The sequence below is a fragment of the Martelella sp. FLE1502 genome (genome assembly GCF_053484255.1).
In genome coordinates this window covers 73,396-93,898 of sequence record NZ_JBAKFQ010000001.1, presented here as the reverse complement: position 1 = coordinate 93,898, position 20,503 = coordinate 73,396, and the positions used below count along the sequence as shown (strand labels likewise).

The following is a 20,503-nucleotide window of genomic DNA, read 5'->3' as shown; positions in this document are numbered from 1 at the left end:
TTTTATTTTTCTGGAAGCTTCATCATGCTCGATATCAAATGGATTCGCGAAAACCCGGAGGCGCTCGACAAGGCGCTGGCCGCGCGCGGCGCCAGGCCGCTTGCCGCAGAAATCGTCGATCTGGATGAGAAGCGCCGCTCCGTGGTGCAACGCCTCCAGGAAATGCAGTCCCGCCGCAACGCCGCGTCGAAGGAGATCGGCATCGCGATGGGCAAGAAAGATACGGAGCTTGCCGAAAAGCTGAAGGCCGAGGTCTCGGAAATCAAGACCGCGATGCCGACGCTGGAGGCCGAGGAGCGCGAGGCCACGGCGGCGCTCGACGATCTTCTCGCCGGCATCCCCAATGTGCCGCTCGACGATGTGCCGGTCGGCGACGACGAGGAGGCCAATGTCGAAGTCCGCCGCTGGGGCGAAAAGCCCGGCTGGAACCACGCCGCCAAGGAGCATTTCGAAATTGGCGAGGCGCTCGGCGGCATGGATTTCGAGCGGGCGGCGAAGCTGTCGGGCTCGCGCTTCACGGTGCTCACCGGCGCGTTCGCAAGGCTGGAGCGCGCGCTCGGCCAGTTCATGATCGACATGCACACCAGCGAGCACGGCTACCTCGAGGTCAGCCCGCCGCTTCTGGTGCGCGACGAGGCGCTGTTCGGAACCGGCCAGTTGCCGAAATTTTCCGAGGATCTGTTCAAGGCCTCGGAGGATCGCTGGATGATCCCGACGGCGGAAGTGCCGCTTACCAATCTGGTGGCGGGCGAGATCCTGCCGGCTGAGGAATTGCCGCTGCGCTATTCGGCGCTCACCTACTGCTTCCGTTCCGAGGCGGGCTCGGCCGGCCGCGACACCCGCGGCATGCTGCGCCAGCATCAGTTCCTGAAATGCGAGATGGTCTCGATCACCGATGCCGACAGTTCGCTTGATGAGCTGGAGCGCATGACATCGGCGGCCGAGGACGTGCTGAAGAAGCTCGGCCTGCATTACCGCGTCATGGCGCTTTCGACTGGCGATATGGGCTTTTCCGCGCGCAAGACCTATGACATCGAGGTCTGGCTGCCGGGGCAGGATACCTATCGCGAAATCTCGTCCTGCTCGGTCTGCGGCGATTTCCAGGCGCGGCGCATGAATGCGCGCTATCGCGGCAAGGAGGAGAAGCAGACCCGCTTCGTGCACACGCTGAACGGCTCCGGCGTGGCCGTTGGCCGCGCGCTGATCGCCGTCGTCGAGAATTACCTGAACGAGGACGGTTCCGTCACGGTTCCGGAGGCACTGGTGCCTTATATGGGCGGCATGACCCGCATAGAGAAGGCGAAGTGAGAGCGACATGCGCATTCTGCTGACCAATGACGATGGCATTCACGGCCCCGGCCTTGCCGTGCTGCAATCCCTTGCCGCCCAGCTTTCCGACGACGTCTGGACCGTGGCGCCGGAAACCGACCAGAGCGGCCTTGCCCATTCGCTGACGCTCTCGGAGCCCTTGCGGCTGCGCCAGATGGGCGAGAAGGAATATGCGCTGCGCGGCACGCCGACCGATTGCGTGATCATGGCCGTGCGCGAGGTGCTGCCCGAGCCGCCGGACCTGATCCTCTCCGGCATCAATTCCGGCGCCAATATGGCCGACGACGTCACCTATTCCGGCACGATCGCCGCGGCGATTGAGGGCACGATGCAGGGCGTCCGCTCGATCGCGCTCAGCCAGACCGGCAATTACGATGATGGACGGCGCTATTTCCCCTGGGAGGTGGCCGAACGCCACGCCCCGGAGTTGATCGACAAGCTGCTGACGCTCGACCTGCCCGACGGCACCTTCCTGAACGTCAATTTCCCGTGCTGCGCGCCCGAGGAAGTCAAGGGCGTGCGGGTGACCGCGCAGGGCAAGCTCGAGTCGGGTCTCTCGGTCGACAGGCGCACCGATGGCCGCGGGCTGCCGTATTACTGGCTGACCTTCCGCGAGCGCCTCAGCGCCTTTGCCGATGACAGCGACCTGCAGGCGATCGGCGAGAATTATCTCTCGGTCACGCCGCTGAAGCTCGACTTGACCGACCATGCGGTTCGCGACAGGATCAAGGCTGCGCTCGGTTGATGTGAAGAGGGATGGCGGTGGCGACGAAGCTTCAGGAACGGGAAGGGTTTGCGGCGCTTGTCATGCGCCTTCGCGCCGGAGGCGTCACCAATCTTGACCTGCTGTCGGCGGTCGAGGCCACGCCGCGCTCGCTGTTCACGCCCTCGCATCTTTCGCCCTATGCCTATAGCGGCCGTTCGGTGCCGATCGAATGCGGGGCGTTCATGGAAAGCGCCGATCTCGCTATCCGCCTGATCGATATCCTCAAGGTCAAGCCCGGTCAGCGCGTGCTCGAGGTCGGTACGGGCTCGGGCTATACCGCCGCGATCATGGGCCGCATCGCCGAGCGGGTGCTGACGGTGGAGCGCTACCGCACGCTCGCCGATCTCGCGCGTCGGCGTCTTGCCGAACTTTCGCTGCAACGCGTCGTCGTGCGCCAGGCCGATGGCCGTGAGGGCATGAGCGGCGAGGGCACATTCGACCGTATCCTCTATACTGTCGCGCTGCCTGAAATTCCCCGCGCCCGCGTGGAGCAGCTTGTCTCCAACGGCGTCATCATGGCGCCGCTGATCCGGGAAGGCGCGCGGCCGCTGATGGTGCGCATGACGCGAATCGGCAGCCGGTTCGAACGTGAGGACCTGTTCGAGGTGCCGTATCTTGCCGCCGAGCGCGGCCTCTCAAAGGCCCTTTAGCGCCTCATTCTCAGGCTGACCGGCGTTTTCGTCCCTCAATTTCGCGCTTCGCTGCCGGCTTTAACCGTGCGGTAACTCTGATGTGGTTAAAACCGGTGCAGTAAAGAGTTCAAGCGTACAGGGTCGGTTCATGCGTATTTCTGGGCTGCCGGAAGTCGGCAAAGCAACACAAGGCGTACTGCTCGTTTCGTCGCTGGCCATATTGGCCGCCGGGTGCAGTTCTGAAACCTCGCGCCTCAGCAATGGGCCGGACACGATGACCACCGGCTCGGTCGTTCCGCAATATCAGCAGCTTGTGCCCCCAGCCAATGTCGGTGGCGGCGGCGGGTATCAGAGCCTGCCATCGGCCTCGTCCGGCCAGGCCGTCTACAGCAACCAGCCGATCAATACCGCGACCACCGCCGGTTCGGGCGCGCGCATGGCGACCACGCCGGTGACGGTGCAGAGCAACACGCTGCCGCCGCCGGCAGCGCCAACGCAGACAGCGGCGCTCGCCCAGCCGGCCAATCCCGCGCCGCAGCCGGCCGCCGTAGGCGCGCCGAGCACGCTTCCCTCAAGCACGCAGGATGTGGCGACGCGTCGCGTGATGATGCGCTCGGACGAATCGCTTTCCGCCTTCGCCAGCCGCAATGGCGTCAGCGAGCAGGAAATCCTCCGGCTGAACGGCCTTACCAGCGCCTCTCAGGTGCGCCCCGGCCAGGTTCTCGTTGTCCCAGTGGGTTCCACGCAGCCCTCGGTTGCCAAGTCGGCAAGCCAGACCCAGGGCCTACCACCGGCCGCGCCGACGCAGCTCCCCTCCGATACGCCCGACCAGCGCGTCGCGGTTCTGCCGGGAACGGCGGGCGTGCGCGAGCGCCAGAGCGTGGAGGCGACCAGCACGGCCTCCGCCGCCCGCAATGGCGAGAGCGGCGATGGCAACAGCTACACCGTCAAGAGCGGCGACAGCCTCTACACGATCGCGAAATCCTATGGCGTCACGGTCGATTCGCTGAAGGCGGCAAACGGCCTGTCGTCGGCCAATATCCGCATCGGCCAGAAGCTCGTCATTCCGAGCAAGGGCGCGCCGGCCCAGACGACCGCGCCGGTGCAAACGGCTGCCGCCGCGCCGACCACCCCGGTCAACAAGACCGCTCAGACCGCCGACAGCCCCAAGCCTTATCAGCCGCCGGCTGCCGAGACGACGGCCGTCGTGGAAGAGGTTGCCGTTCGTTCCGATGCGGGCGAGGAGGTGCCGGAAGGCACCGGCATCGCCACCTATCGCTGGCCCGTCAAGGGCGCGGTGGTTGTCGGGTTCGGCCAGCCATATGGCGACGATATTTCCGAGGGCATCGACATTTCGGTTCCCCAGGGCACGCCGATCAAGGCCGCCGAAAACGGCGTCGTGGTCTATGCCGATGACGGGCTCTCCGATTATGGCAACGCCATCCTGATCCGCCACGACGACGGGCGGGTGACGGTCTATGGCTATGCGGAAGAACTGAAGGTCAAGCGCGGCGACAGCGTCCAGCGCGGCCAGACCATCGCCACCTCCGGCATGAGCGGCAAGGCGCAGCGCCCCATGGTTCACTTCGAGGTCCGCGACAACACCACCGCCGTCGACCCGATGCCGTTCCTGAACGGCTGAGAAGCCGACATTGAAATGCGAGGCAGCTGCAGGGCACTGAACGACGCCGTCAAACTGCTGACAAAGCCGAGGCTTTGACCATCGTATGTCGTCGGCCCCTCGTCTTGGGTCATGCTCGGACTTGAACCGAGCATCCAGGTGATTTAAGTCACTGAATTTGCGAAGACTTATGGCAAGCCCCTTCCGGGCGGCCTGGATCCTCGGGTCAAGCCCGAGGATGACCCGGAATATGGGGCAGTGTTTGTCAGAAAACTGGCGGCGCCGAGGGGCGCTGTTTTGCTTGTCCGGGCAATTTGCCGGCCAATCAGGTTCGCTGTTTCGCTGACGCCGCCTCGCGATGGTGGGCAGCGCTGCTGTGCTATTGTACCATGCTTCATCAGCGGGCTTGCGCAAACCGCGCAGGCAATATAAAGACATCTTTATATCTTGATGAAAGTCGGGCGATGGCGAAATTCGATTTGGAGACCATGGTGGAGGTGCTGAAGGCGGTGGGCGAGCCCACGCGGCTGAGGCTGATCGCGCTGCTTTCGGCGGGCGACCTCACGGTTTCCGATCTTACCGATATTCTCGGCCAGTCGCAGCCGCGCATTTCGCGCCACCTGAAGCTGCTTTCCGAAGCCGGCCTGATCGATCGGTATCAGGAGGGGGCGTGGGCCTATTTCCGGCTTCGCGACGAAGGTCCGCCCGCGCGTCTCGTGCGCCAGATTCTCGCCCATGCATCGCTGGAGGATTCGGCGCTGGAGCGCGACATGGCCCGCCTTGCGGCGGTCAAGCAGGCGCGGGCGGAAAAGGCCGAGGCCTATTTCGCCCAGCATGCCGGCGAGTGGGACCAGATGCGCCGCCTTCACATTTCCGAGGCCGAGGTGGAAGAATGCCTCGTGGGCCTGATCGACAATAAGCCCGTTCAGAACATGCTCGATCTCGGCACAGGCACAGGGCGCATGCTGCTATTGCTGAAGGATGTCTATCGCCGCGCCGTCGGCATCGATTCCAGTCGCGACATGCTGGCCGTTGCCCGCGCCAATCTCGATGCCGAGGGCCTGACCCGCGCCGTTGTCCGGCTCGGCGATATCCTGAACCTGCCGCTTGAAAGCGAGGATTTTGATCTGGTGATCATCCACCAGGTGCTGCATTTCCTTGAAAACCCGGACGAAGCGATCGCGGAGGCCGCGCGCGTGATGCGGCCGGGCGGGCGGCTGGCGGTCATCGATTTCGCGCCGCATGACCTGGAATATCTGCGCGCCGACCATGCGCATCTGCGTCTCGGCTTTTCCCACCAGGCGATGGAAGACTGGATGCAGGCAGCCGGGCTGGATGTGGAAAAGGTGATTGATCTTCCCTTCGCGGCTGCAAGCGAGCCTTCCCTGACGGTGACGGTGTGGCTTGCGCGCGATCCCCGTCTGCTGGTGGCCGGCGGCAATGAAAAGACTTTTGCGAGGAGTGTCTGAGGCAATGACCGATGGAACCGGCGCGCTGACGCGGCCGATCGAGTATTCGTTCGAATTTTTTCCGCCCAAAAGCGAGGACGCCGCCGCAGGTTGGTGGCGGGCGGTTCAGGCGCTCTCTGCCTATGATCCCGCCTTCGTCTCCGTCACCTATGGCGCCGGCGCATCCAGCCAGGCCCCGACCTTCGACGCCGTCAAGCGCCTGATCGATGAGACAGATCTGGTCACCGCCTCGCACCTGACGGTGGTCAAGGCCACCAGCGGCGAGGTCGATGATGTGATCCGCCGGTTCCGCGATGCCGGCGTGAAACGCTTCGTCGCCCTGCGCGGCGATGCGCCGGATGGCGTCGGCGCTGCCTACCGCCCGCATCCCGGCGGCTACGCCAATGCTGCCGCGCTGGTGGCCGGGCTGAAGGCGATCGACGATTTCGATATCTCGGTTTCCGCCTATCCGGAAAAACATCCCGAAAGCACCGATCGCGCCGCCGATATCGCCATGCTGAAGGCCAAGGCCGACAACGGGGCCGACCGCGCCCTGACCCAGTTCTTCTTCGACAATGACGTGTTCGAGGACTACCTGAACGACGTCCGCAGGGCCGGCATAACCCTTCCGGTTCTGCCCGGCATCATGCCGGTGCAAAACCTCAACCAGCTCAAGCGCTTCGCCGCGATGTGCGGGGCGAGCATCCCGGATTTCCTCGAAAAGCGGCTGGGAACCCTGGTGGACGATCCCGCGGCCCATTTCGAGGTGGCCGCCGATATCGCCGCCGAGCAGGTGCTCGATCTGCAAAGGCGCGGTATTTCCGAGTTCCATTTCTACACGATGAACCGCTCCAAGCTGCTGATCGCGGTATTCAAACGCCTCGGCATCGAGCCTTCCGAAAAAGCGGGGACAGGTTTTGTTCGGGAGGCGGTGGGACGTGCAGGCTGAATGTTCGCCGGCTCGGCCTATATAATCCTGTCTTCTTCATTAGTAATTTTGAATATTTATGTGTAATAAAAGAGATTTCTAAATAAAAGTGCTGTTTATGCAGGAAGTTTACTATCCTGTTTGTTTCTGTATTCTGGTTTCCGCGAAACATTGTCGTGGTGCAGATAATGAATACAGGCGTTGGCCATCTGGGGAAACCTGTCGATACGAACCTGCTCAGCCAGCTCTGGCCGCGTTACCTCGCGGCCTATAATGCCGGGCAGTATGATGCGGCTCTGGGGATCGCAACGCAGGCGCTGTCGATCCAGCCGGAAAATCCGGCGGTCCTGTCAAACATCGCCGTCTGCCATCTCCGGCTCGATCATCTGGACGAGGCCATCGATTTTGCAAAACGGTCACTTGCGGTTACCCCGGACAATTTCATCGCCTTTGATGCGCTTTCCCATGCCTATGGCGAAAAGGGCGATTACGATGCTGTGCGACAGTGGGGGCTGAAGGCGTTGGAGCTCAGGGACCGGGCCTTCACCCGGGAGCCAGAGGTCGATTGCACCGGCGCGCCCCTGCCGCCGCCGCCTTCCAATGAGACGCGCGCGCGCAACTTGATCGCCTTCAGTCTTTTCGGCAACCGGGCGCGCTATTGCGAGACGGCGGTGCTCAATGCGAAAGCGCAGGCAAAGGTCTACCCGCACTGGACATGCCTGTTTTACGTCAACGAAACCGTGCCGCCGGAGATAGTCGAACGGCTCAAAGGGGAGGGCGCGGAAATCCACGTCGTTGATGGCTCATTGCGCGCGTGGCCGGGAACGATGTGGCGGTTTGCTGCCGCCGATATTCCAGGCATACATCGCGTGTTGTTTCGCGATGCCGACTCGTTGATTTCACAGCGCGAACGGGTTTTCGTCAATGAATGGGTCGCAAGCGGAAAGCAATTTCACCACATTCGCGACTGGCATACCCATACCGAGCTTTTGCATGCCGGTCTGTGGGGCGTGACGGCCGGGGCCTTACCCCCCCTTGCTCCCATGGTCGCGCATTATCTTCAGAAACCTTTGGCCTCGGCCCATTTCGCCGATCAGTATTTTCTACGCGAACATGTCTGGCCCTATGCCCGAAAGAGCCTTTTGAACCATGATTCTCTGTTCGGCTTCATGGGTGGCCAGCCCCATCGTGACGGGCGCGCCGCAGGAGATGCTCATATCGGTGCCAACGTGGCCAATGGTGGCTTCATTCAACCGATACCCGTCGAGGTACCCGACGGCACCAAAATTGTATGGGAATTACAGGAACGCATCAAGGCGCCGCCGGGCGCGCCGGATGCGCGCCGGGTCTGTCGATACGCCAGCGTGGCAAAAGACGGCAAGGTCATCGACTATCTGCCGCAGCCCTATCTGAAGCGCCTCGGCAAGGATATGCGCGTCGTGCTGCTGCCGCCGCCGGGTTGGGCAGGCGGGTAGCGGCTGTCAGTCAGTCCGCCATGCCGGCTTCGTATTTCGCCGACAGCGCGAGCCATTCCTCCTCGACCTTGGAAAGCTCCGCCGCCGCGTTGGCGCGCGCCTGGATCATTACCTTCGCCTTTTCGGGCGACTGGGTATAGAGCTTGGGATTGGCGAGATCGGCGTCGAGCTTGGCGATGATCGCCTCGATCTTCGCCGTCTTCTTCTCGGCCAGATCGATCTGCTTCTTCAGCGGCGCGAGCGAAGCGCGCCGGTCGGCAGCGCTCCGGCGCTGCTCGGCTTTCGAGCGGGTATCCTCCACCGGCGCCTTTGTCGCCTTCGGCTTGCCTCCGGAGATGATCAGCTCGCGGTAGTCCTCAAGGTCGCCTTCATAATTCTTCACCGTGCCGTCATGGACCAGCCACAGCCGGTCGACGGTGGCCTCGATCAGGTGACGGTCATGCGAGATCAGGATCACCGCGCCGGGGTAGTCGTTCAGCGCCTGGATCAGCGCGTTGCGGCTGTCGATGTCGAGGTGGTTGGTCGGCTCGTCGAGGATCAGCAGGTTGGGCGCGTGGAAGGCGGCAAGGCCCATCAGCAACCGCGCCTTCTCGCCGCCGGAAAGATCGAGGGCGGGGGTGTCCATCTTTTCCGTCGCAAGCCCCATCTGGGCCACGCGCGCGCGCACCTTCGGCTCGGGGGCGGTCGGCATCAGCTTGCGCACATGGGCGATCGCGCTTTCTTCCGGCACGAGGTCATCGATCTGGTGCTGGGCGAAGAAGCCGGTCAGGAGACCGGGCGCAAGCTTCAGCGTGCCGCTTTCCGGCTTCAGCCGGCCGGAGATGAATTTCGCGAAGGTCGACTTGCCGTTGCCGTTGGCGCCAAGCAGCGCGATTCGGTCGTCATTGTCGAGGCGCAGGTTGAGCCCGGTGAGGATCGGCTTGCCCGGCGCATAGCCAACCGCGCCGTCCTCGATCGCGACGATCGGGGAGGCGGGTATCTTTTCCGGCGCGGGGAAGGAGAATCCCTGGACGTGATCCTCGATCACGGCGGAAACCGTGCCCATCCGCTCCAGCGCCTTGACCCGGCTTTGCGCCTGGCGGGCCTTGGAGGCCTTGGCCTTGAACCGGTCGATGAAGCTTTGCAGATGCTTGCGCTGGGCCTCGTTCTTGGCATGCGCCTTCATCTGCAACTCGTCCTGCGCGGCCTTCTGGCGGGCGAACTGGTCGTAGGAGCCGCGATAGAAGGTCAGCTTCTTCTGGTCGAGATGGACGATGGCGTTGGCCGCGGTGTTCAGCAGATCGCGGTCATGCGAGATGATGATCACGCTGTAGGGATAGCGGCGGATATAGTCTTCAAGCCAGAGCGTGCCCTCGAGATCGAGATAGTTGGTCGGCTCGTCGAGCAGCAGCAGGTCGGGCTCGGAAAACAGCACCGCCGCCAACGCCACGCGCATGCGCCATCCGCCGGAAAACGACGAGGCGGGGCGCTTCTGGGCGGCCTCGTCGAAGCCGAGGCCGGAGAGAATGCTGGCCGCGCGCGCTTCGGCCGAATGGGCGTCGATATCGGCAAGCCGTGTGTGGATTTCGGCGATACGGTCGGGATCGGCGGCCGTCTCTGCCTCGGCAAGCAGGGCGGCGCGCTCCTTGTCGGCGGCGAGCACGATATCGATCAGCGGATCTTCCGTGCCGGGCGCCTCCTGCGCCACCTGGCCGATGCGCGCGCGCTTGGGCAGCGACACCGTGCCGGTTTCGGGCGCAAGCGCGCCGGTCAACACGCGAAACAGCGTCGACTTGCCGGCGCCATTGCGCCCCACAAGCCCGGCCTTCATCCCGTCGGGGATGGAAACGGAGGCGTTTTCGATGAGCAGGCGTCCGGCGACGCGGACGGTAAGGTCGGATATCGAGATCATGCCAGCGGTTTTGTCTGAAACAAGTCCGCTTGGCAAGCGCTGCTTCAGGCCTCGTCGAGCGCGCGCCCTTCCGGGGTGCGCAGGAAATAGATCATGTCCAGCGCCAGCGACGGCCGGCCCAGCGCGGTCAGCATCATATGCACCTGGCCGCGGTGGTGGGTCTGGTGATTGAAGAAATGCGCGAGCGTGGTGCCGAGCCGGTCGGTATAGGTCTTGGGCGGGTTGCCGCGCTGATAGGAAAATGTTCCTTCCACGCTTTCAAGCCCGTCGATGAAGCCGATGATATTCTCGTCCATCGCCGCGCGCGCCGCCCTTAACGCGCTGAAATCATCGAACAGGATGGTGTCGAGCAGAACCGGGCCGGTGTCCTTGCCCGCAAACCGCGTCATCCACACACCGTCGGCATAGAGCACATGGTTGAGCGTTGCATGCACGGAGGGAAAGAACGCGCCGAGATCGCGTCGGTATTCCTCGTCCGAAAGCCTGGCCACAATGTCATAAATCTGGCGGTTGGCCCAGGCATTGTAAGCGGCGAACCTGCGGTAGTGCTGCAACATCTCTTTCTCCGTTCTTTTGCGCGAGAATAACGCGGCCTTCGTCGCAAACCAGCGCCAAATTTTGATGGGTGACAGAAACAAGTTTCATGAGTCATCATCGATAAACTTGCTAGGCTTGCTCCCAGGACGGAAGGAACTCATCCATGGCTCGTATTCTCTACACTCTTTGCGGCGCGGATCCGGACATCCGCTTTTCCCCCCATTGCTGGAAAATTATCCTGGCCCTCAGACACAAGGGGCTCGACTTTGAGGAAAAGCCCGTCGGCTTCACCGAGATCGCGAAGCTGGAGAACGGGTTTTCGAAAACCGTGCCGATCCTGAGGGACGGCGACAAGCTGATTGCCGACAGTTTCGCGATTGCGCTTTATCTGGAACAGACCTATCCGGACGCGCCGTCGCTGTTCAAGGGCGAGGGCGGGGCCGGCATGGCGCGGTTCGTCGAGGCCTATGCACAAACAACGCTGCATCCCGCCATCACCCGGATCGCGGTCAAGAATATTCATGACATGCTGGGACCAGTCGACCAGGCCTATTTCCGCGAAAGCCGGGAGGTCCGTCTGGGAGCCACGCTGGAAGAGGTCGCAACCGGGCGCGAGGCGGAAATCGCCACTTTCGCCGACAAGCTGAAGCCGCTGAGGGTGATGCTGAAGAACCAACCCTTCATCGGCGGCAGCGAGCCGCTATTTGCCGATTACATCGTCTTCGGCGCGCTGCAATGGGCCTTCCTCACCGGCAATCCGGGGCTTCTCGATCCCAACGACCCGGTGATGAACTGGTTCGAGCGCTGCCAGGGCTTCACCCAAACGTCATAATCGACGCCTGAACAAATTCGTCGTGTCCGCCTGCTTCCATTCTGGCCGAAACCGCTTTATACACCGGCCAAATTTCATGAACGCAAAGGACGACGACATGGCGATTGAACGCACTTTTTCGATGATCAAGCCGGATGCCACCAAGCGCAACCTGACCGGCGCGATCACCAAGGTTTTTGAGGAAAACGGCCTCCGCGTCGTCGCCTCCAAGCGGGTATGGATGGCAAAGCGCGAGGCGGAAGCCTTCTACGCCGAGCACAAGGAGCGTCCGTTCTTCGGTGAGCTCGTCGAGTTCATGTGCTCGGGTCCGACCATCGTTCAGGTTCTGGAAGGCGAAAACGCCGTGCTGAAGAACCGCGAGATCATGGGTGCGACCAACCCGGAAAAGGCCGATGAGGGCACGATCCGCAAGACCTTCGCGCTGTCCATGGGCGAGAATTCGGTTCACGGCTCGGATGCGCCGGAAACCGCCAAGCGCGAAATCGCCTTCTGGTTCTCCGAAACCGAAATCGTCGGCTGATTTACCGGCCGAACCGACTTTCAGAACCCGCGGCTTGCCCGCGGGTTTTTTGTTGACAAACGTATCCCACATTCCGGGTCATCCTCGGGCTTGACCCGAGGATCCAGGCCGCCCGGGAGGCGCGCGTTATAAATCTTTGCAAATTCAGTGTCTTACCGCCTGGATGCTCGGATCAAGTCCGAGCATGACACAAGAACGAAGGGGCGATGACACATGATGGTCAAAGCCTGTTGCTTTGTCAGCAGTCTGACCCGCGGCTCAGCGCGGGCTTTTCTTGTCAGCCCTTGCGTGCGGCCAGGCGTTCGGCGGCGCGTTCGCTGGCGGAACGGCGGCTGGACTGGAACATGTGGAGCCGCGCCCTGACGGCGTCGACGATCTCCGGCGGCGCGGTTTTCGGCGTGCCGCAGCGATAGGGCGGCTCGGGATCGTACTCCATCTGCAGCTGGATCTGCTGGGCGGTGGCCCGGTCGGTCATGTCCTCCACCACGCGCAGGGCGAAATCGATGCCGGAGGTGACGCCGGCGCCGGTGATGCGGTTGCGATCCACCACCACGCGCTCATGCACCGGCTTGGCGCCGAACAGAGCGAGCTGCTCGACCGAGGTCCAGTGCGAGGTGGCGCGGTAGCCCTCCAGCAGGCCCGCCGCGCCCAGCACCAGCGAACCGGTGCAAACCGAGGTCACCAGCCGGCAGCCCGGCGCGATCCGCCGCAGGAAGTTCAGCGTCTCGTCGTCATCCATCAGCGCGATCTGGCCGGGGCCGCCGGGGACGCAGACGATATCGAGGCTCTGGCACTGGCCGAAGGTGGTGTTGGGCAGAACGCGCAGGCCGCGGTCGACAATCACCGGATCTAGGTTCTTCCAGAGGAACTTGATGTTGGTGCCCGGCATGCGATTGAGAACGTCGGCGGGGCCGAACAGATCCAGCTGGGTCAGGCCTGGATACATGATCAAGCCGACATCTATGGAAGCGGCATTGGCGGGCATGGCGGTCCTCGTCGCGCAGTAAATCGATTGAAAGAGTTGTCCCGCAGGATAGAGCGATTTACAATTCGGGCAAGCCCTGCAATCGCGCTTCTACAGCAAGATCGTGACCGTTTTATTGCCAGCGGTCGCGGGCATGGTCGTCCTGTTCGCGGGCGCTGACCCATTCGCCGGAGCCGCCATCCTTGAGATGTTCCTTCTTCCAGAACGGCGCGTCGGTCTTCAGGAAATCCATGACGAAGGATGCGCCGTCGAAGGCGGCCTGGCGGTGGCTGGCGGCGGCAATCACAACCACGATCGGATCGCCGGGCAGCATGCGACCGAACCGGTGGATCACCGTCAGGCCCAGCAGGCCGAAGCGGTCGATCGCCTGAGCGCCGATCCGGGCAATCTCCTCCTCGGCCATGCCGGGATAATGCTCGAGCTCCAGCGCCTCAAGCCTGCCGCCCTCATCGCGGCAGTGGCCGGTGAAGCTCACCGTTGCTCCGATGTCGGCGCGGCCTCTTGCGATATCGTCAATTTCGAAAGCAATATCAAAGGCTTCAGCCTGTATCCTGATCTTCGGTGTGATCTGCATTGCCTTACCCGCCTGTCATCGGGGGAAACAATGCGATCTCGCGCGCGCCGGCAATCGGGGCGTCATGCTCGGCATGGAACTTGTCGAGCGCGACCCGGATCACCTCCGGTTCGGCAAGGGCTGCTGCATAATTGTCGCCGCGCGCCTGCAGGAAGGCGAGAAGGCCGGCGACGTCCGTCACCTCGGCCGGAATATCCACTTCCTCCTCGCCGGTCCCGATCCGCTCGCGCACCCATGCGAAATAGACGAGCCTGGTCATCGCTCCGCCTCCACGACATGTTTCAGCCCGGCGCGGAAATAGTCGTAGCCGGTATACATCGTCAACGCGGCCGCGACCCAGAGCAGCACGATGCCGAGATGGGTGGTGTAGGGGAGCACCTTGTCGCCGGCGGGACCCGCCAGCAGCAGGCCGATCGCCACCATCTGGAAGGTGGTCTTCCACTTGGCGATGCGGGTGACCGGAACCGAGACCTTGAGGCCGGCCAGATATTCGCGCAGGCCCGAGACCAGCACCTCGCGGCACAGGATGATGATCGCCGCCCACAGCGACCAGCCGGCAATGGTGCGCTCGACATCGGCGGCCAGCAGCAGCAGGCAGGTCGAGACCAGCAGCTTGTCGGCGATCGGGTCCAGCATGCGTCCGATATTGGAGGTCTGGTTCCAGGCGCGCGCCAGATAGCCGTCGAAGAAATCGGTGATCGAGGCGATCAGGAAGATCGTGAGCGCCGCCCAGCGGGCGAAATCCGAGCTTGAAAGCTTTCCTTCCAGGAAAAAGCAGAGCACGATCAGCGGAACCGCCAGAATGCGCCCATAGGTCAGGAGGTTGGGTAGGTTGTAAGCTTTCGATGCCATCGCGTCATTCCGTGTGCTCGGGCGGGCCGGTCGCGCCCCGCCGCAAGATGCTTCCAATGCAACCCCGCGGTCAATGCAGCGCGGCATTAAACCTGTGACAGGTTTTCAGAATCTCCGAAAGCCGGCCGTCATTTGCCGCCGCCTTCGTGAAAATGGTCGTAGATCAGCCGCGCCATCGCCTCCGAAATCCCGTCGACGCCGGCAAGGTCCGACAACCCCGCGCGCGAAACCGCCTTGGCCGAGCCGAAATGCTGCAGCAGCGCGCGCTTGCGCGACGGCCCGATTCCCGCGATTTCGTCGAGCGGGTTCCTGACCATCTCCTTCTTCCGCCGCGCCCGGTGGGAGCCGATCGCGAAGCGATGGGCCTCGTCGCGCAGGCGCTGGATGAAGTAAAGCACCGGGTCGCGCGGCGGCAGCGAGAAATCGGGCCGGCCCGTCACGAAGAAGCGCTCGCGGCCGGCCTCGCGGTCGGCGCCCTTGGCGACGCCGATGGCGGTGACCGCCTCGGTGATGCCGAGATCTTCGAGGATCTTGCGCACCGCCGACATCTGCCCCTGTCCGCCGTCGATCAGGATCACGTCCGGCCAGGCGGGGAAGGGGGCTTCTCCGTCGCCCTCCGGCGCAGCACTGCGGTCGGGAATGCCGTGCTCCTTGATCAGCCTTGCGAACCGGCGGGTCATGACCTCGTGCATCATGCCGAAATCGTCGCCGGGGGTGATCTCGGTCGATTTGATGTTGAACTTGCGATACTGCGCCTTCACGAAACCATCGGGACCGGCGACGATCATGCCGCCGACAGCATTGGTGCCCATGATATGGGAGTTGTCGTAGACCTCGATCCGGCGCGGCGGATGGGGCAAGCCGAAGGTTTCGGCGAAGCCTTCCAGCAGGCGGGATTGCGTCGCGGTCTCGGCAAGCTTGCGGCCATGGGCCTCGCGGGCATTGGCAAGGCCGTGCTCGACCGCCTCGCGCTTTTCACCGCGCTTCGGCACGGTGATCTGCACCTTGCGCTCGGCGCGCTCCGAAAGCGCCAGTTCCAGCAGCGCCTGCTCCTCGATCTCCTCCGACAAGAATATGTTCCTCGGGATCGGCTTGTCGTCATAGAACTGCGCCAGGAAGGCGTTCAGGATTTCCGCGCCGGTCAGCGATGGATCGGCCTTCGGGAAATAGGCGCGATTGCCCCAGTTCTGGCCGGTGCGGTAGAAAAACACCTGAATGCAGCAGAGCCCGCCCTCATTGTGGATCGCGAACACATCCGCCTCCTCGATCCCGGCCGGGTTGACGCCCTGGTGGCCGAGCACATGGGAAAGCGCGGACAGCCGGTCGCGATAGATCGCCGCGCGTTCGAAATCGAGGTTTTCGGAGGCCGCATTCATCGCATCGGCGAGTTCGGCGTGAACCTGTTTGCTCTTGCCCGATAGAAAGGCGCGGGCCTCGTCGACAAGCTCGGCATAGCCCTCTTTCGATATCTCGCCGGTGCAGGGCGCGGCGCAGCGCTTGATCTGGTAAAGCAGGCAGGGGCGCGTGCGGCTTTCATAGACGCTGTCGGTGCAGGACCGGATCAGGAAGGCCCGCTGCATGGCATTGATGGTGCGCCCGACGGCGCCGGCCGACGCGAAGGGGCCGTAATAATCGCCCTTGCGGGCGCGCGCGCCGCGATGCTTGAACAAGGCGGGGGCCTCGTGGTCTCCGGTGATCAGGATATAGGGAAATGACTTGTCGTCGCGTAGCAGAACATTAAAGCGCGGCCGCAACCGTTTGATAAGATTGGCTTCCAGCAGTAGCGCTTCGGTTTCCGTCCTTGTGGTGACGAATTCCATATGCGCGGTCTGGGCGATCATGCGGGTGATGCGGTTGGAGTGGCCGCGGCCTTGCGCGTAATTGGTGACGCGTTTTTTGAGCGAGCGCGCCTTGCCGACATAGAGCACGTCGCCATTGGCGTTGAACATGCGGTAGACGCCGGGCGCATTCGGCAGGCGCTTGACGAATTCGGCGATCAGCTCAGCGCCCTTCAGCGCGTGCTCTTCGCTCGCCGCGTCATTCCACTGGATCGCGTCGGGCGAGGGCACCGCGACCTCCGGCAGGCCGTCGTCGTCATCTTTTTCGTCGTAGACAATGCCGCCGTCAGGCGCGTTGCGTGTCATTCATTGATACCCGTTACGTCCGGTGTTTCCCAGGCCAGGTGCTGCCCGCCATCAAGCGCGATCATCTGGCCGGTGATCGAGGGCGTTTCGTAGAGATAGCGAATCGTCGCCGCGAACTCCGACAGCGCCGGTCCTCGCCTTAAGATAAGCGTTCCGATCTGGCTTTCAAAATCCTCGTCGTTCTGGCGAATGTTTTTCAGCGTCGGGCCGGGGCCGATGGCGTTGACCCGGATGTTCGGCGCGAAGGCCTGCGCCATGGTCTGCGTCGCGGTCCAGAGCGTGCTCTTGGACAGCGTGTAGCTGAAGAAGCGCGGCGTGAGCGCCCAGACCCGCTGGTCGATCATGTTGACGATCAGGCCGTCTTCCGTCTGATTTGCGAAATGCTCCGCCAGGATCAGCGGCGCCTTCACATGGATCGCGAAATGGCGATCGAACCGGTCGGTGTCAAAATGCGCGGCCGCGTCGTCGTCGAACAGCGAGGCGTTGTTGACCAGAATATCGACCGGCCCCATCGCATCATTCACGGCCTCGACCAGCCCGCCCGTCTGGTCGCCGTCGAGAAGGTCAGCCTTGAAAACCCGCGCGTCAATTCCGGTCTCACGCAGCGATTGCGCGAGCGATTCCGCCTCTGCGACGCTCCGATTGGCATGGATTGCCACATTGAAGCCGTAATTGGCCATGCCCTCGGCGATGGCGCGGCCAAGTCTTTTCGCGCCGCCGGTGACAAGAACGGTTCTGGAGCGCGGGTTTTGCTGCATATGTCGATCCTTTGGACGGCGTTGCGAAGCTTATATCGTCTTGTCGCAGCAACAACCAAGTGGAAGTTGGCGCGCTTACGGCGCGGGGCGGAAGCGGCGACCACGCAACGATATGGCGGATTTGAATATAAATAATGTATTAACTCTGATTTTCTCAGTTTATTTTTGTATAAATTCATTATTAACGATATATATGAGGTGTTCAGCGGAAGCATTGATAACATAATTAATCGCGCCTATCTCATTTCTTAAGTGCTTTACGCGCAGATACGATAGCGAAGCACAAAAAGGAGAGACAAGATGCGGAATTTCAAAACGACGACCGCCGTCGCGATGGCGGTACTGGTAGGCGCTGGCGCGGCACAGGCCGCAGACGCCATCGTCTCCACGCCTTATGAGCCGAGCCCGGTAAACTACGCGCCGCCGGCCAAGATTTCGAACTGGAGCGGCTTCTATCTCGGCGGCGCCGCCAACTGGGACTGGGGCACGTTCGACGAGGGCGACTTCAAGGCCGATGGCTGGGGCGGCACGCTGTTCGGCGGCTACAACATGCAGAATGGCAACATCGTCTACGGCGTCGAAGCCGACCTCGCCACCTCGAACCAGAGCGAAGTCGTGTTCCCGAGCGTGAAGATGGAACAGGGCGTCAACGGCTCGCTGCGCGGCCGCGTTGGTTACGCCATGGATCCGGTTCTGCTTTACGGCACCGCCGGTCTCGCCGGTTCCAAGCTGGTCGCCAAGCAGGCCGGCGACAAGGACACGCAGATGGGCTGGGGCTGGACGGCCGGTGCCGGTGCGGAAGCCATGCTGACGGACAATATCTCCGCTCGCCTGGAATACCGCTACACCGATTACGGCAACCAGGATTTCAAGCTGAACGGCGCGACCTATGAACGCGGCTTTCAGGAAAACACCGTCAAGGTCGGTCTCGGCGTTCACTTCTGAGAACCCGACTACGCCTGATGCAGGGGGGGCTCGCCGCAAGGCGGGCCTTTTTTCGTTCGGGCGGAAAATGCGGCGGGCTACGCCTGCGGGCGCAGACGGCCGTAATCGGGAAAGCGCTCCTCGAATGCCGCCGGCCAGTTGACGAGGCGCACGCGGTGCTCTTCCCACTGGCCGGGAAAACGCAGCATCAGATAGCCGAGCAGGCTCGCCAGCGCGAAATGGCCGGCATTGAGCCGCTTGCCGAATTTCGGCGGATGGGCATCCAGATGATCCAGCCCGCGGCGCACCTTGTCCCACTGGCGGTCGACCCAGGGCTGGTGCCAGGCCTCCGGCGAGCGAAACCGCGTCTCGTAGATCACCAGAATGGCGGCGTCGCAGATGCCGTCGCAAAGCGCCTCGGTGCGTTCCACCGCCGCGCGCTTTTCCGGGCTGCGCGGATAGATGCGGGCATCCTCGCCGGCAATCGCGTTCAGATAATGCATGATGGTGCGGCTGTCGTAGAAGGTCTCGCCCTCGTCGGTGACCAGCGTCGGGATCTTGCCGAGCGGGTTGGCGACCAGGAGGTCCTCCGGATTGTCCTGCGTTGCCGTCGGCACGAGTTCGAGCGCTATGCCCAGATGGTGGGCCGCCATCACCACCTTGGTGGAGAAGGGCGAGGCGGGGGCGTAAAACAGTTTCATCGGCCGTCTTCTTTCTCGAGGGCGGTTTCGCCCGCGATCCAGAAGCTCTTGGCGCGGGCGAAACGGTCCTGCGCCAGGCAGGTCTTCAGATAGGGTAGCAGAATATCGAGTTCGCCCGCCAGCGTATAGGGCGGATTGACGATAACGAGGCCCGAGCCCGCAAGCCCCTCGGCGTCGCGCTCGCTTTTGACGACAAGCTCCGCGCAGAGGATTTTCGGGATCGCCAGTTGCTTCAGTTTCTGATGGAAGGCGGCGACCGGGGCGCCGTTCTTGATCGGATACCAGAGCAGATAGGTGCCGGTGGCGAATCGGCGGTGGGCCTTCGCCAGACCGTCGGCGAGACGATCGAACTCGCCCGGTTCCTCGAAGGGCGGATCGACCAGCACGATGCCGCGCCGCTCCTTGGGCGGCAGATGGCCGGCTAGCGAAAGCCAGCCGTCGAGATGGGTCGCGCGCACCTGATAATCGCCGTCGAAGGCCGCATGCAGCGTCTCGAAATCGACCGGGTGCAGCTCCATCAGCGACAGTCGGTCCTGCTTGCGAAGCAGCATGCGGGCAAGCCGCGGCGACCCAGGATAGGATTTTATTCCGCCGTTCGGCCCCACAGTCGGGTTGAGCGCGCGCACGCAATCGAGATAGGGGGCGAGCAGGGGCGCGACACTGTCGGGCAGGTCGGCGTCAATCAGCCGGCCGATGCCCTCCCGCCACTCGCCGGTCCTTTCCGCTTCCCCGCTCGAAAGATCGTACTGGCCGATGCCCGCATGGGTGTCGAGAACCCGGAAGGCGGCCTCCTTGCGCTCGAAATAGCCGATGACATTGGCGAGCACGGCGTGCTTCAGGACGTCGGCGAAATTTCCGGCGTGGTAGATATGGCGGTAATTCATCGCGTCCTCGCATTGCCTTTGGCCGGGATGGTATTAAGAGTCTCGCCATCGCTTTACAAGCGGCTCTCCGCCCGCCTGCTTTCAACAAGGATTTCCCCATGACCACGGATCGCGCCCGAATCCTCCAGAAAAACGTGCTGTTCGAAGGCTGGAGCCGGATCGTCGAGTATGTTTTCCATTACCGCGACAGCCAGGGGCGCGAGAGCGACCGGTCCTGGGAGGTCTGCGAGCGGCCGGAGGCAGCCTCCGTTCTGGTCTATGACCGCGATCTCGGCAGGTTCGTGCTGGTGCGCCAGTTCCGCGTTCCGGTCTTCGCGCTGGGCAACCGCGACGGCTTTCTGCTCGAGGCCGCCGCCGGTCTGGTCGATGACGGCGAGACGCCGCGCGCGGCCGCGATCCGCGAGGCCCGGGAAGAGACCGGCTACGCGGTGGACGAGCTTATCCCCATCAGCGCCATGATCTCCGCGCCGGGGATACTGACCGAGGTGGTCCATTGTTTCGCGGCAATCGCCGACAGCGGCATGCGGGTTGAAGATGGCGGCGGTCTCGCCGATGAACACGAAGACATCGAGATCGTCAGGCTCACGCTCGATGAAGCAATGGCAATGGTCACCTCCGGCGAGATCAGCGACGCCAAGACGATCATCATGCTGCAATGGGCGGCGATGAACCGTCAGGTTTTCGGGCTGTGAGAGAAGGGCG

21 protein-coding genes are annotated in these 20,503 nt (G+C 62.9%); 11 read left to right on the top strand and 10 right to left on the bottom strand.

The window, feature by feature from the left end; translation table 11 throughout:
- Nucleotides 1–24: 24 nt before the first annotated feature.
- The 7 genes from serS to V6767_RS00410 all read left to right on the top strand — a co-directional run bounded on the left by serS (nt 25) and on the right by V6767_RS00410 (nt 8,199).
- Nucleotides 25–1,308, top strand: coding sequence for a serine--tRNA ligase (serS, locus tag V6767_RS00440; RefSeq protein ID WP_448471615.1), 1,284 nt, complete (start codon nt 25–27; stop codon nt 1,306–1,308).
- Nucleotides 1,309–1,315: 7 nt separating this feature from the next.
- A complete protein-coding gene (gene surE / locus V6767_RS00435; protein WP_448471614.1) occupies nt 1,316–2,074 on the top strand; it encodes a 5'/3'-nucleotidase SurE in 759 nt (252 codons plus the stop codon).
- Nucleotides 2,075–2,091: 17 nt separating this feature from the next.
- Nucleotides 2,092–2,745, top strand: a complete 654-nt coding sequence (locus V6767_RS00430) for a protein-L-isoaspartate(D-aspartate) O-methyltransferase (RefSeq protein ID WP_448428588.1) — start codon at nt 2,092–2,094, stop codon at nt 2,743–2,745.
- 130 nt (nt 2,746–2,875) lie between these two features.
- On the top strand, nt 2,876–4,369 hold the full coding sequence (locus V6767_RS00425; protein WP_448471613.1) for a LysM peptidoglycan-binding domain-containing protein: 1,494 nt from the start codon (nt 2,876–2,878) through the stop codon (nt 4,367–4,369).
- 443 nt (nt 4,370–4,812) lie between these two features.
- A complete protein-coding gene (locus V6767_RS00420) occupies nt 4,813–5,817 on the top strand; it encodes an ArsR/SmtB family transcription factor (RefSeq protein ID WP_448471612.1) in 1,005 nt (334 codons plus the stop codon).
- A gap of 4 nt (nt 5,818–5,821) precedes the next feature.
- Nucleotides 5,822–6,745, top strand: coding sequence for a methylenetetrahydrofolate reductase [NAD(P)H] (metF, locus tag V6767_RS00415; RefSeq protein ID WP_448471611.1), 924 nt, complete (start codon nt 5,822–5,824; stop codon nt 6,743–6,745).
- 167 nt (nt 6,746–6,912) lie between these two features.
- Nucleotides 6,913–8,199, top strand: coding sequence for a tetratricopeptide repeat protein (locus V6767_RS00410; protein ID WP_448471610.1), 1,287 nt, complete (start codon nt 6,913–6,915; stop codon nt 8,197–8,199).
- Between the two features lie 10 nt (nt 8,200–8,209).
- Here V6767_RS00410 and V6767_RS00405 read toward each other — a convergent pair whose 3' ends face one another.
- Both V6767_RS00405 and V6767_RS00400 read right to left on the bottom strand, forming a co-directional pair.
- Nucleotides 8,210–10,090, bottom strand: a complete 1,881-nt coding sequence (locus tag V6767_RS00405) for an ABC-F family ATP-binding cassette domain-containing protein (protein ID WP_448471609.1) — start codon at nt 10,088–10,090, stop codon at nt 8,210–8,212.
- Between the two features lie 44 nt (nt 10,091–10,134).
- Complete coding sequence (locus V6767_RS00400) at nt 10,135–10,647, bottom strand: DinB family protein (protein ID WP_448471608.1); 513 nt, start codon at nt 10,645–10,647, stop codon at nt 10,135–10,137.
- A gap of 143 nt (nt 10,648–10,790) precedes the next feature.
- Between V6767_RS00400 and V6767_RS00395 the strand changes: the two genes are divergently transcribed.
- On the top strand, nt 10,791–11,459 hold the full coding sequence (locus V6767_RS00395) for a glutathione S-transferase family protein (protein ID WP_448471607.1): 669 nt from the start codon (nt 10,791–10,793) through the stop codon (nt 11,457–11,459).
- Between the two features lie 97 nt (nt 11,460–11,556).
- Nucleotides 11,557–11,979: a nucleoside-diphosphate kinase gene (ndk, locus tag V6767_RS00390; RefSeq protein WP_448428602.1), complete on the top strand. Its 423-nt coding sequence runs from the start codon at nt 11,557–11,559 to the stop codon at nt 11,977–11,979.
- Between the two features lie 277 nt (nt 11,980–12,256).
- On the opposite strand, the gene V6767_RS00385 is transcribed toward ndk, so the two are convergent.
- From V6767_RS00385 to V6767_RS00360, 6 genes are all read right to left on the bottom strand, one after another.
- Nucleotides 12,257–12,964, bottom strand: a complete 708-nt coding sequence (locus V6767_RS00385) for a DJ-1/PfpI family protein (RefSeq protein ID WP_292058409.1) — start codon at nt 12,962–12,964, stop codon at nt 12,257–12,259.
- Between the two features lie 112 nt (nt 12,965–13,076).
- Nucleotides 13,077–13,538, bottom strand: coding sequence for a molybdenum cofactor biosynthesis protein MoaE (locus V6767_RS00380; RefSeq protein ID WP_448471606.1), 462 nt, complete (start codon nt 13,536–13,538; stop codon nt 13,077–13,079).
- Nucleotides 13,539–13,542: 4 nt separating this feature from the next.
- Nucleotides 13,543–13,797, bottom strand: a complete 255-nt coding sequence (gene moaD, locus V6767_RS00375; RefSeq protein ID WP_448471605.1) for a molybdopterin converting factor subunit 1 — start codon at nt 13,795–13,797, stop codon at nt 13,543–13,545.
- Complete coding sequence (pgsA, locus tag V6767_RS00370) at nt 13,794–14,390, bottom strand: CDP-diacylglycerol--glycerol-3-phosphate 3-phosphatidyltransferase (protein ID WP_448471604.1); 597 nt, start codon at nt 14,388–14,390, stop codon at nt 13,794–13,796. Before pgsA ends, moaD begins: the two co-directional genes overlap by 4 nt.
- Nucleotides 14,391–14,518: 128 nt before the next feature.
- Nucleotides 14,519–16,534 carry an excinuclease ABC subunit UvrC gene (uvrC, locus tag V6767_RS00365; RefSeq protein ID WP_448471603.1) on the bottom strand — a complete coding sequence of 672 codons (2,016 nt, stop codon included), beginning with the start codon at nt 16,532–16,534 and terminating at the stop codon, nt 14,519–14,521.
- A complete protein-coding gene (locus V6767_RS00360; RefSeq protein WP_448471602.1) occupies nt 16,531–17,292 on the bottom strand; it encodes an SDR family oxidoreductase in 762 nt (253 codons plus the stop codon). Before V6767_RS00360 ends, uvrC begins: the two co-directional genes overlap by 4 nt.
- 300 nt (nt 17,293–17,592) lie before the next feature.
- Here V6767_RS00360 and V6767_RS00355 point away from each other — a divergent pair, with 300 nt between their 5' ends.
- The gene (locus V6767_RS00355; protein WP_448471601.1) at nt 17,593–18,237 is read left to right on the top strand and encodes an outer membrane protein; all 645 of its coding nucleotides are present in this window, start codon (nt 17,593–17,595) and stop codon (nt 18,235–18,237) included.
- A 77-nt stretch (nt 18,238–18,314) separates the two neighbouring features.
- Here V6767_RS00355 and V6767_RS00350 read toward each other — a convergent pair whose 3' ends face one another.
- Nucleotides 18,315–18,917: a glutathione S-transferase family protein gene (locus V6767_RS00350; protein WP_448471600.1), complete on the bottom strand. Its 603-nt coding sequence runs from the start codon at nt 18,915–18,917 to the stop codon at nt 18,315–18,317.
- On the bottom strand, nt 18,914–19,801 hold the full coding sequence (locus V6767_RS00345; protein ID WP_448471599.1) for a 23S rRNA (adenine(2030)-N(6))-methyltransferase RlmJ: 888 nt from the start codon (nt 19,799–19,801) through the stop codon (nt 18,914–18,916). Before V6767_RS00345 ends, V6767_RS00350 begins: the two co-directional genes overlap by 4 nt.
- A gap of 98 nt (nt 19,802–19,899) precedes the next feature.
- Here V6767_RS00345 and V6767_RS00340 point away from each other — a divergent pair, with 98 nt between their 5' ends.
- Nucleotides 19,900–20,493: an NUDIX domain-containing protein gene (locus V6767_RS00340; protein ID WP_448471598.1), complete on the top strand. Its 594-nt coding sequence runs from the start codon at nt 19,900–19,902 to the stop codon at nt 20,491–20,493.
- The last annotated feature ends 10 nt before the right edge of the window (nt 20,494–20,503 follow it).

Excerpts from the sequence above, each read along its gene's own strand:
- serS (WP_448471615.1), top strand. The coding sequence starts at position 25 with ATGCTCGATATCAAATGGATTCGCGAAAACCCGGAGGCGCTCGACAAG.
- surE (WP_448471614.1), top strand. The coding sequence starts at position 1,316 with ATGCGCATTCTGCTGACCAATGACGATGGCATTCACGGCCCCGGCCTT.
- V6767_RS00425 (WP_448471613.1), top strand. The coding sequence starts at position 2,876 with ATGCGTATTTCTGGGCTGCCGGAAGTCGGCAAAGCAACACAAGGCGTA.
- V6767_RS00420 (WP_448471612.1), top strand. The coding sequence starts at position 4,813 with ATGGCGAAATTCGATTTGGAGACCATGGTGGAGGTGCTGAAGGCGGTG.
- metF (WP_448471611.1), top strand. The coding sequence starts at position 5,822 with ATGACCGATGGAACCGGCGCGCTGACGCGGCCGATCGAGTATTCGTTC.
- V6767_RS00410 (WP_448471610.1), top strand. The coding sequence starts at position 6,913 with ATGAATACAGGCGTTGGCCATCTGGGGAAACCTGTCGATACGAACCTG.
- V6767_RS00405 (WP_448471609.1), bottom strand. The coding sequence starts at position 10,090 with ATGATCTCGATATCCGACCTTACCGTCCGCGTCGCCGGACGCCTGCTC.
- V6767_RS00400 (WP_448471608.1), bottom strand. The coding sequence starts at position 10,647 with ATGTTGCAGCACTACCGCAGGTTCGCCGCTTACAATGCCTGGGCCAAC.
- V6767_RS00395 (WP_448471607.1), top strand. The coding sequence starts at position 10,791 with ATGGCTCGTATTCTCTACACTCTTTGCGGCGCGGATCCGGACATCCGC.
- ndk (WP_448428602.1), top strand. The coding sequence starts at position 11,557 with ATGGCGATTGAACGCACTTTTTCGATGATCAAGCCGGATGCCACCAAG.
- V6767_RS00385 (WP_292058409.1), bottom strand. The coding sequence starts at position 12,964 with ATGCCCGCCAATGCCGCTTCCATAGATGTCGGCTTGATCATGTATCCA.
- V6767_RS00380 (WP_448471606.1), bottom strand. The coding sequence starts at position 13,538 with ATGCAGATCACACCGAAGATCAGGATACAGGCTGAAGCCTTTGATATT.
- moaD (WP_448471605.1), bottom strand. The coding sequence starts at position 13,797 with ATGACCAGGCTCGTCTATTTCGCATGGGTGCGCGAGCGGATCGGGACC.
- pgsA (WP_448471604.1), bottom strand. The coding sequence starts at position 14,390 with ATGGCATCGAAAGCTTACAACCTACCCAACCTCCTGACCTATGGGCGC.
- uvrC (WP_448471603.1), bottom strand. The coding sequence starts at position 16,534 with ATGACACGCAACGCGCCTGACGGCGGCATTGTCTACGACGAAAAAGAT.
- V6767_RS00360 (WP_448471602.1), bottom strand. The coding sequence starts at position 17,292 with ATGCAGCAAAACCCGCGCTCCAGAACCGTTCTTGTCACCGGCGGCGCG.
- V6767_RS00355 (WP_448471601.1), top strand. The coding sequence starts at position 17,593 with ATGCGGAATTTCAAAACGACGACCGCCGTCGCGATGGCGGTACTGGTA.
- V6767_RS00350 (WP_448471600.1), bottom strand. The coding sequence starts at position 18,917 with ATGAAACTGTTTTACGCCCCCGCCTCGCCCTTCTCCACCAAGGTGGTG.
- V6767_RS00345 (WP_448471599.1), bottom strand. The coding sequence starts at position 19,801 with ATGAATTACCGCCATATCTACCACGCCGGAAATTTCGCCGACGTCCTG.
- V6767_RS00340 (WP_448471598.1), top strand. The coding sequence starts at position 19,900 with ATGACCACGGATCGCGCCCGAATCCTCCAGAAAAACGTGCTGTTCGAA.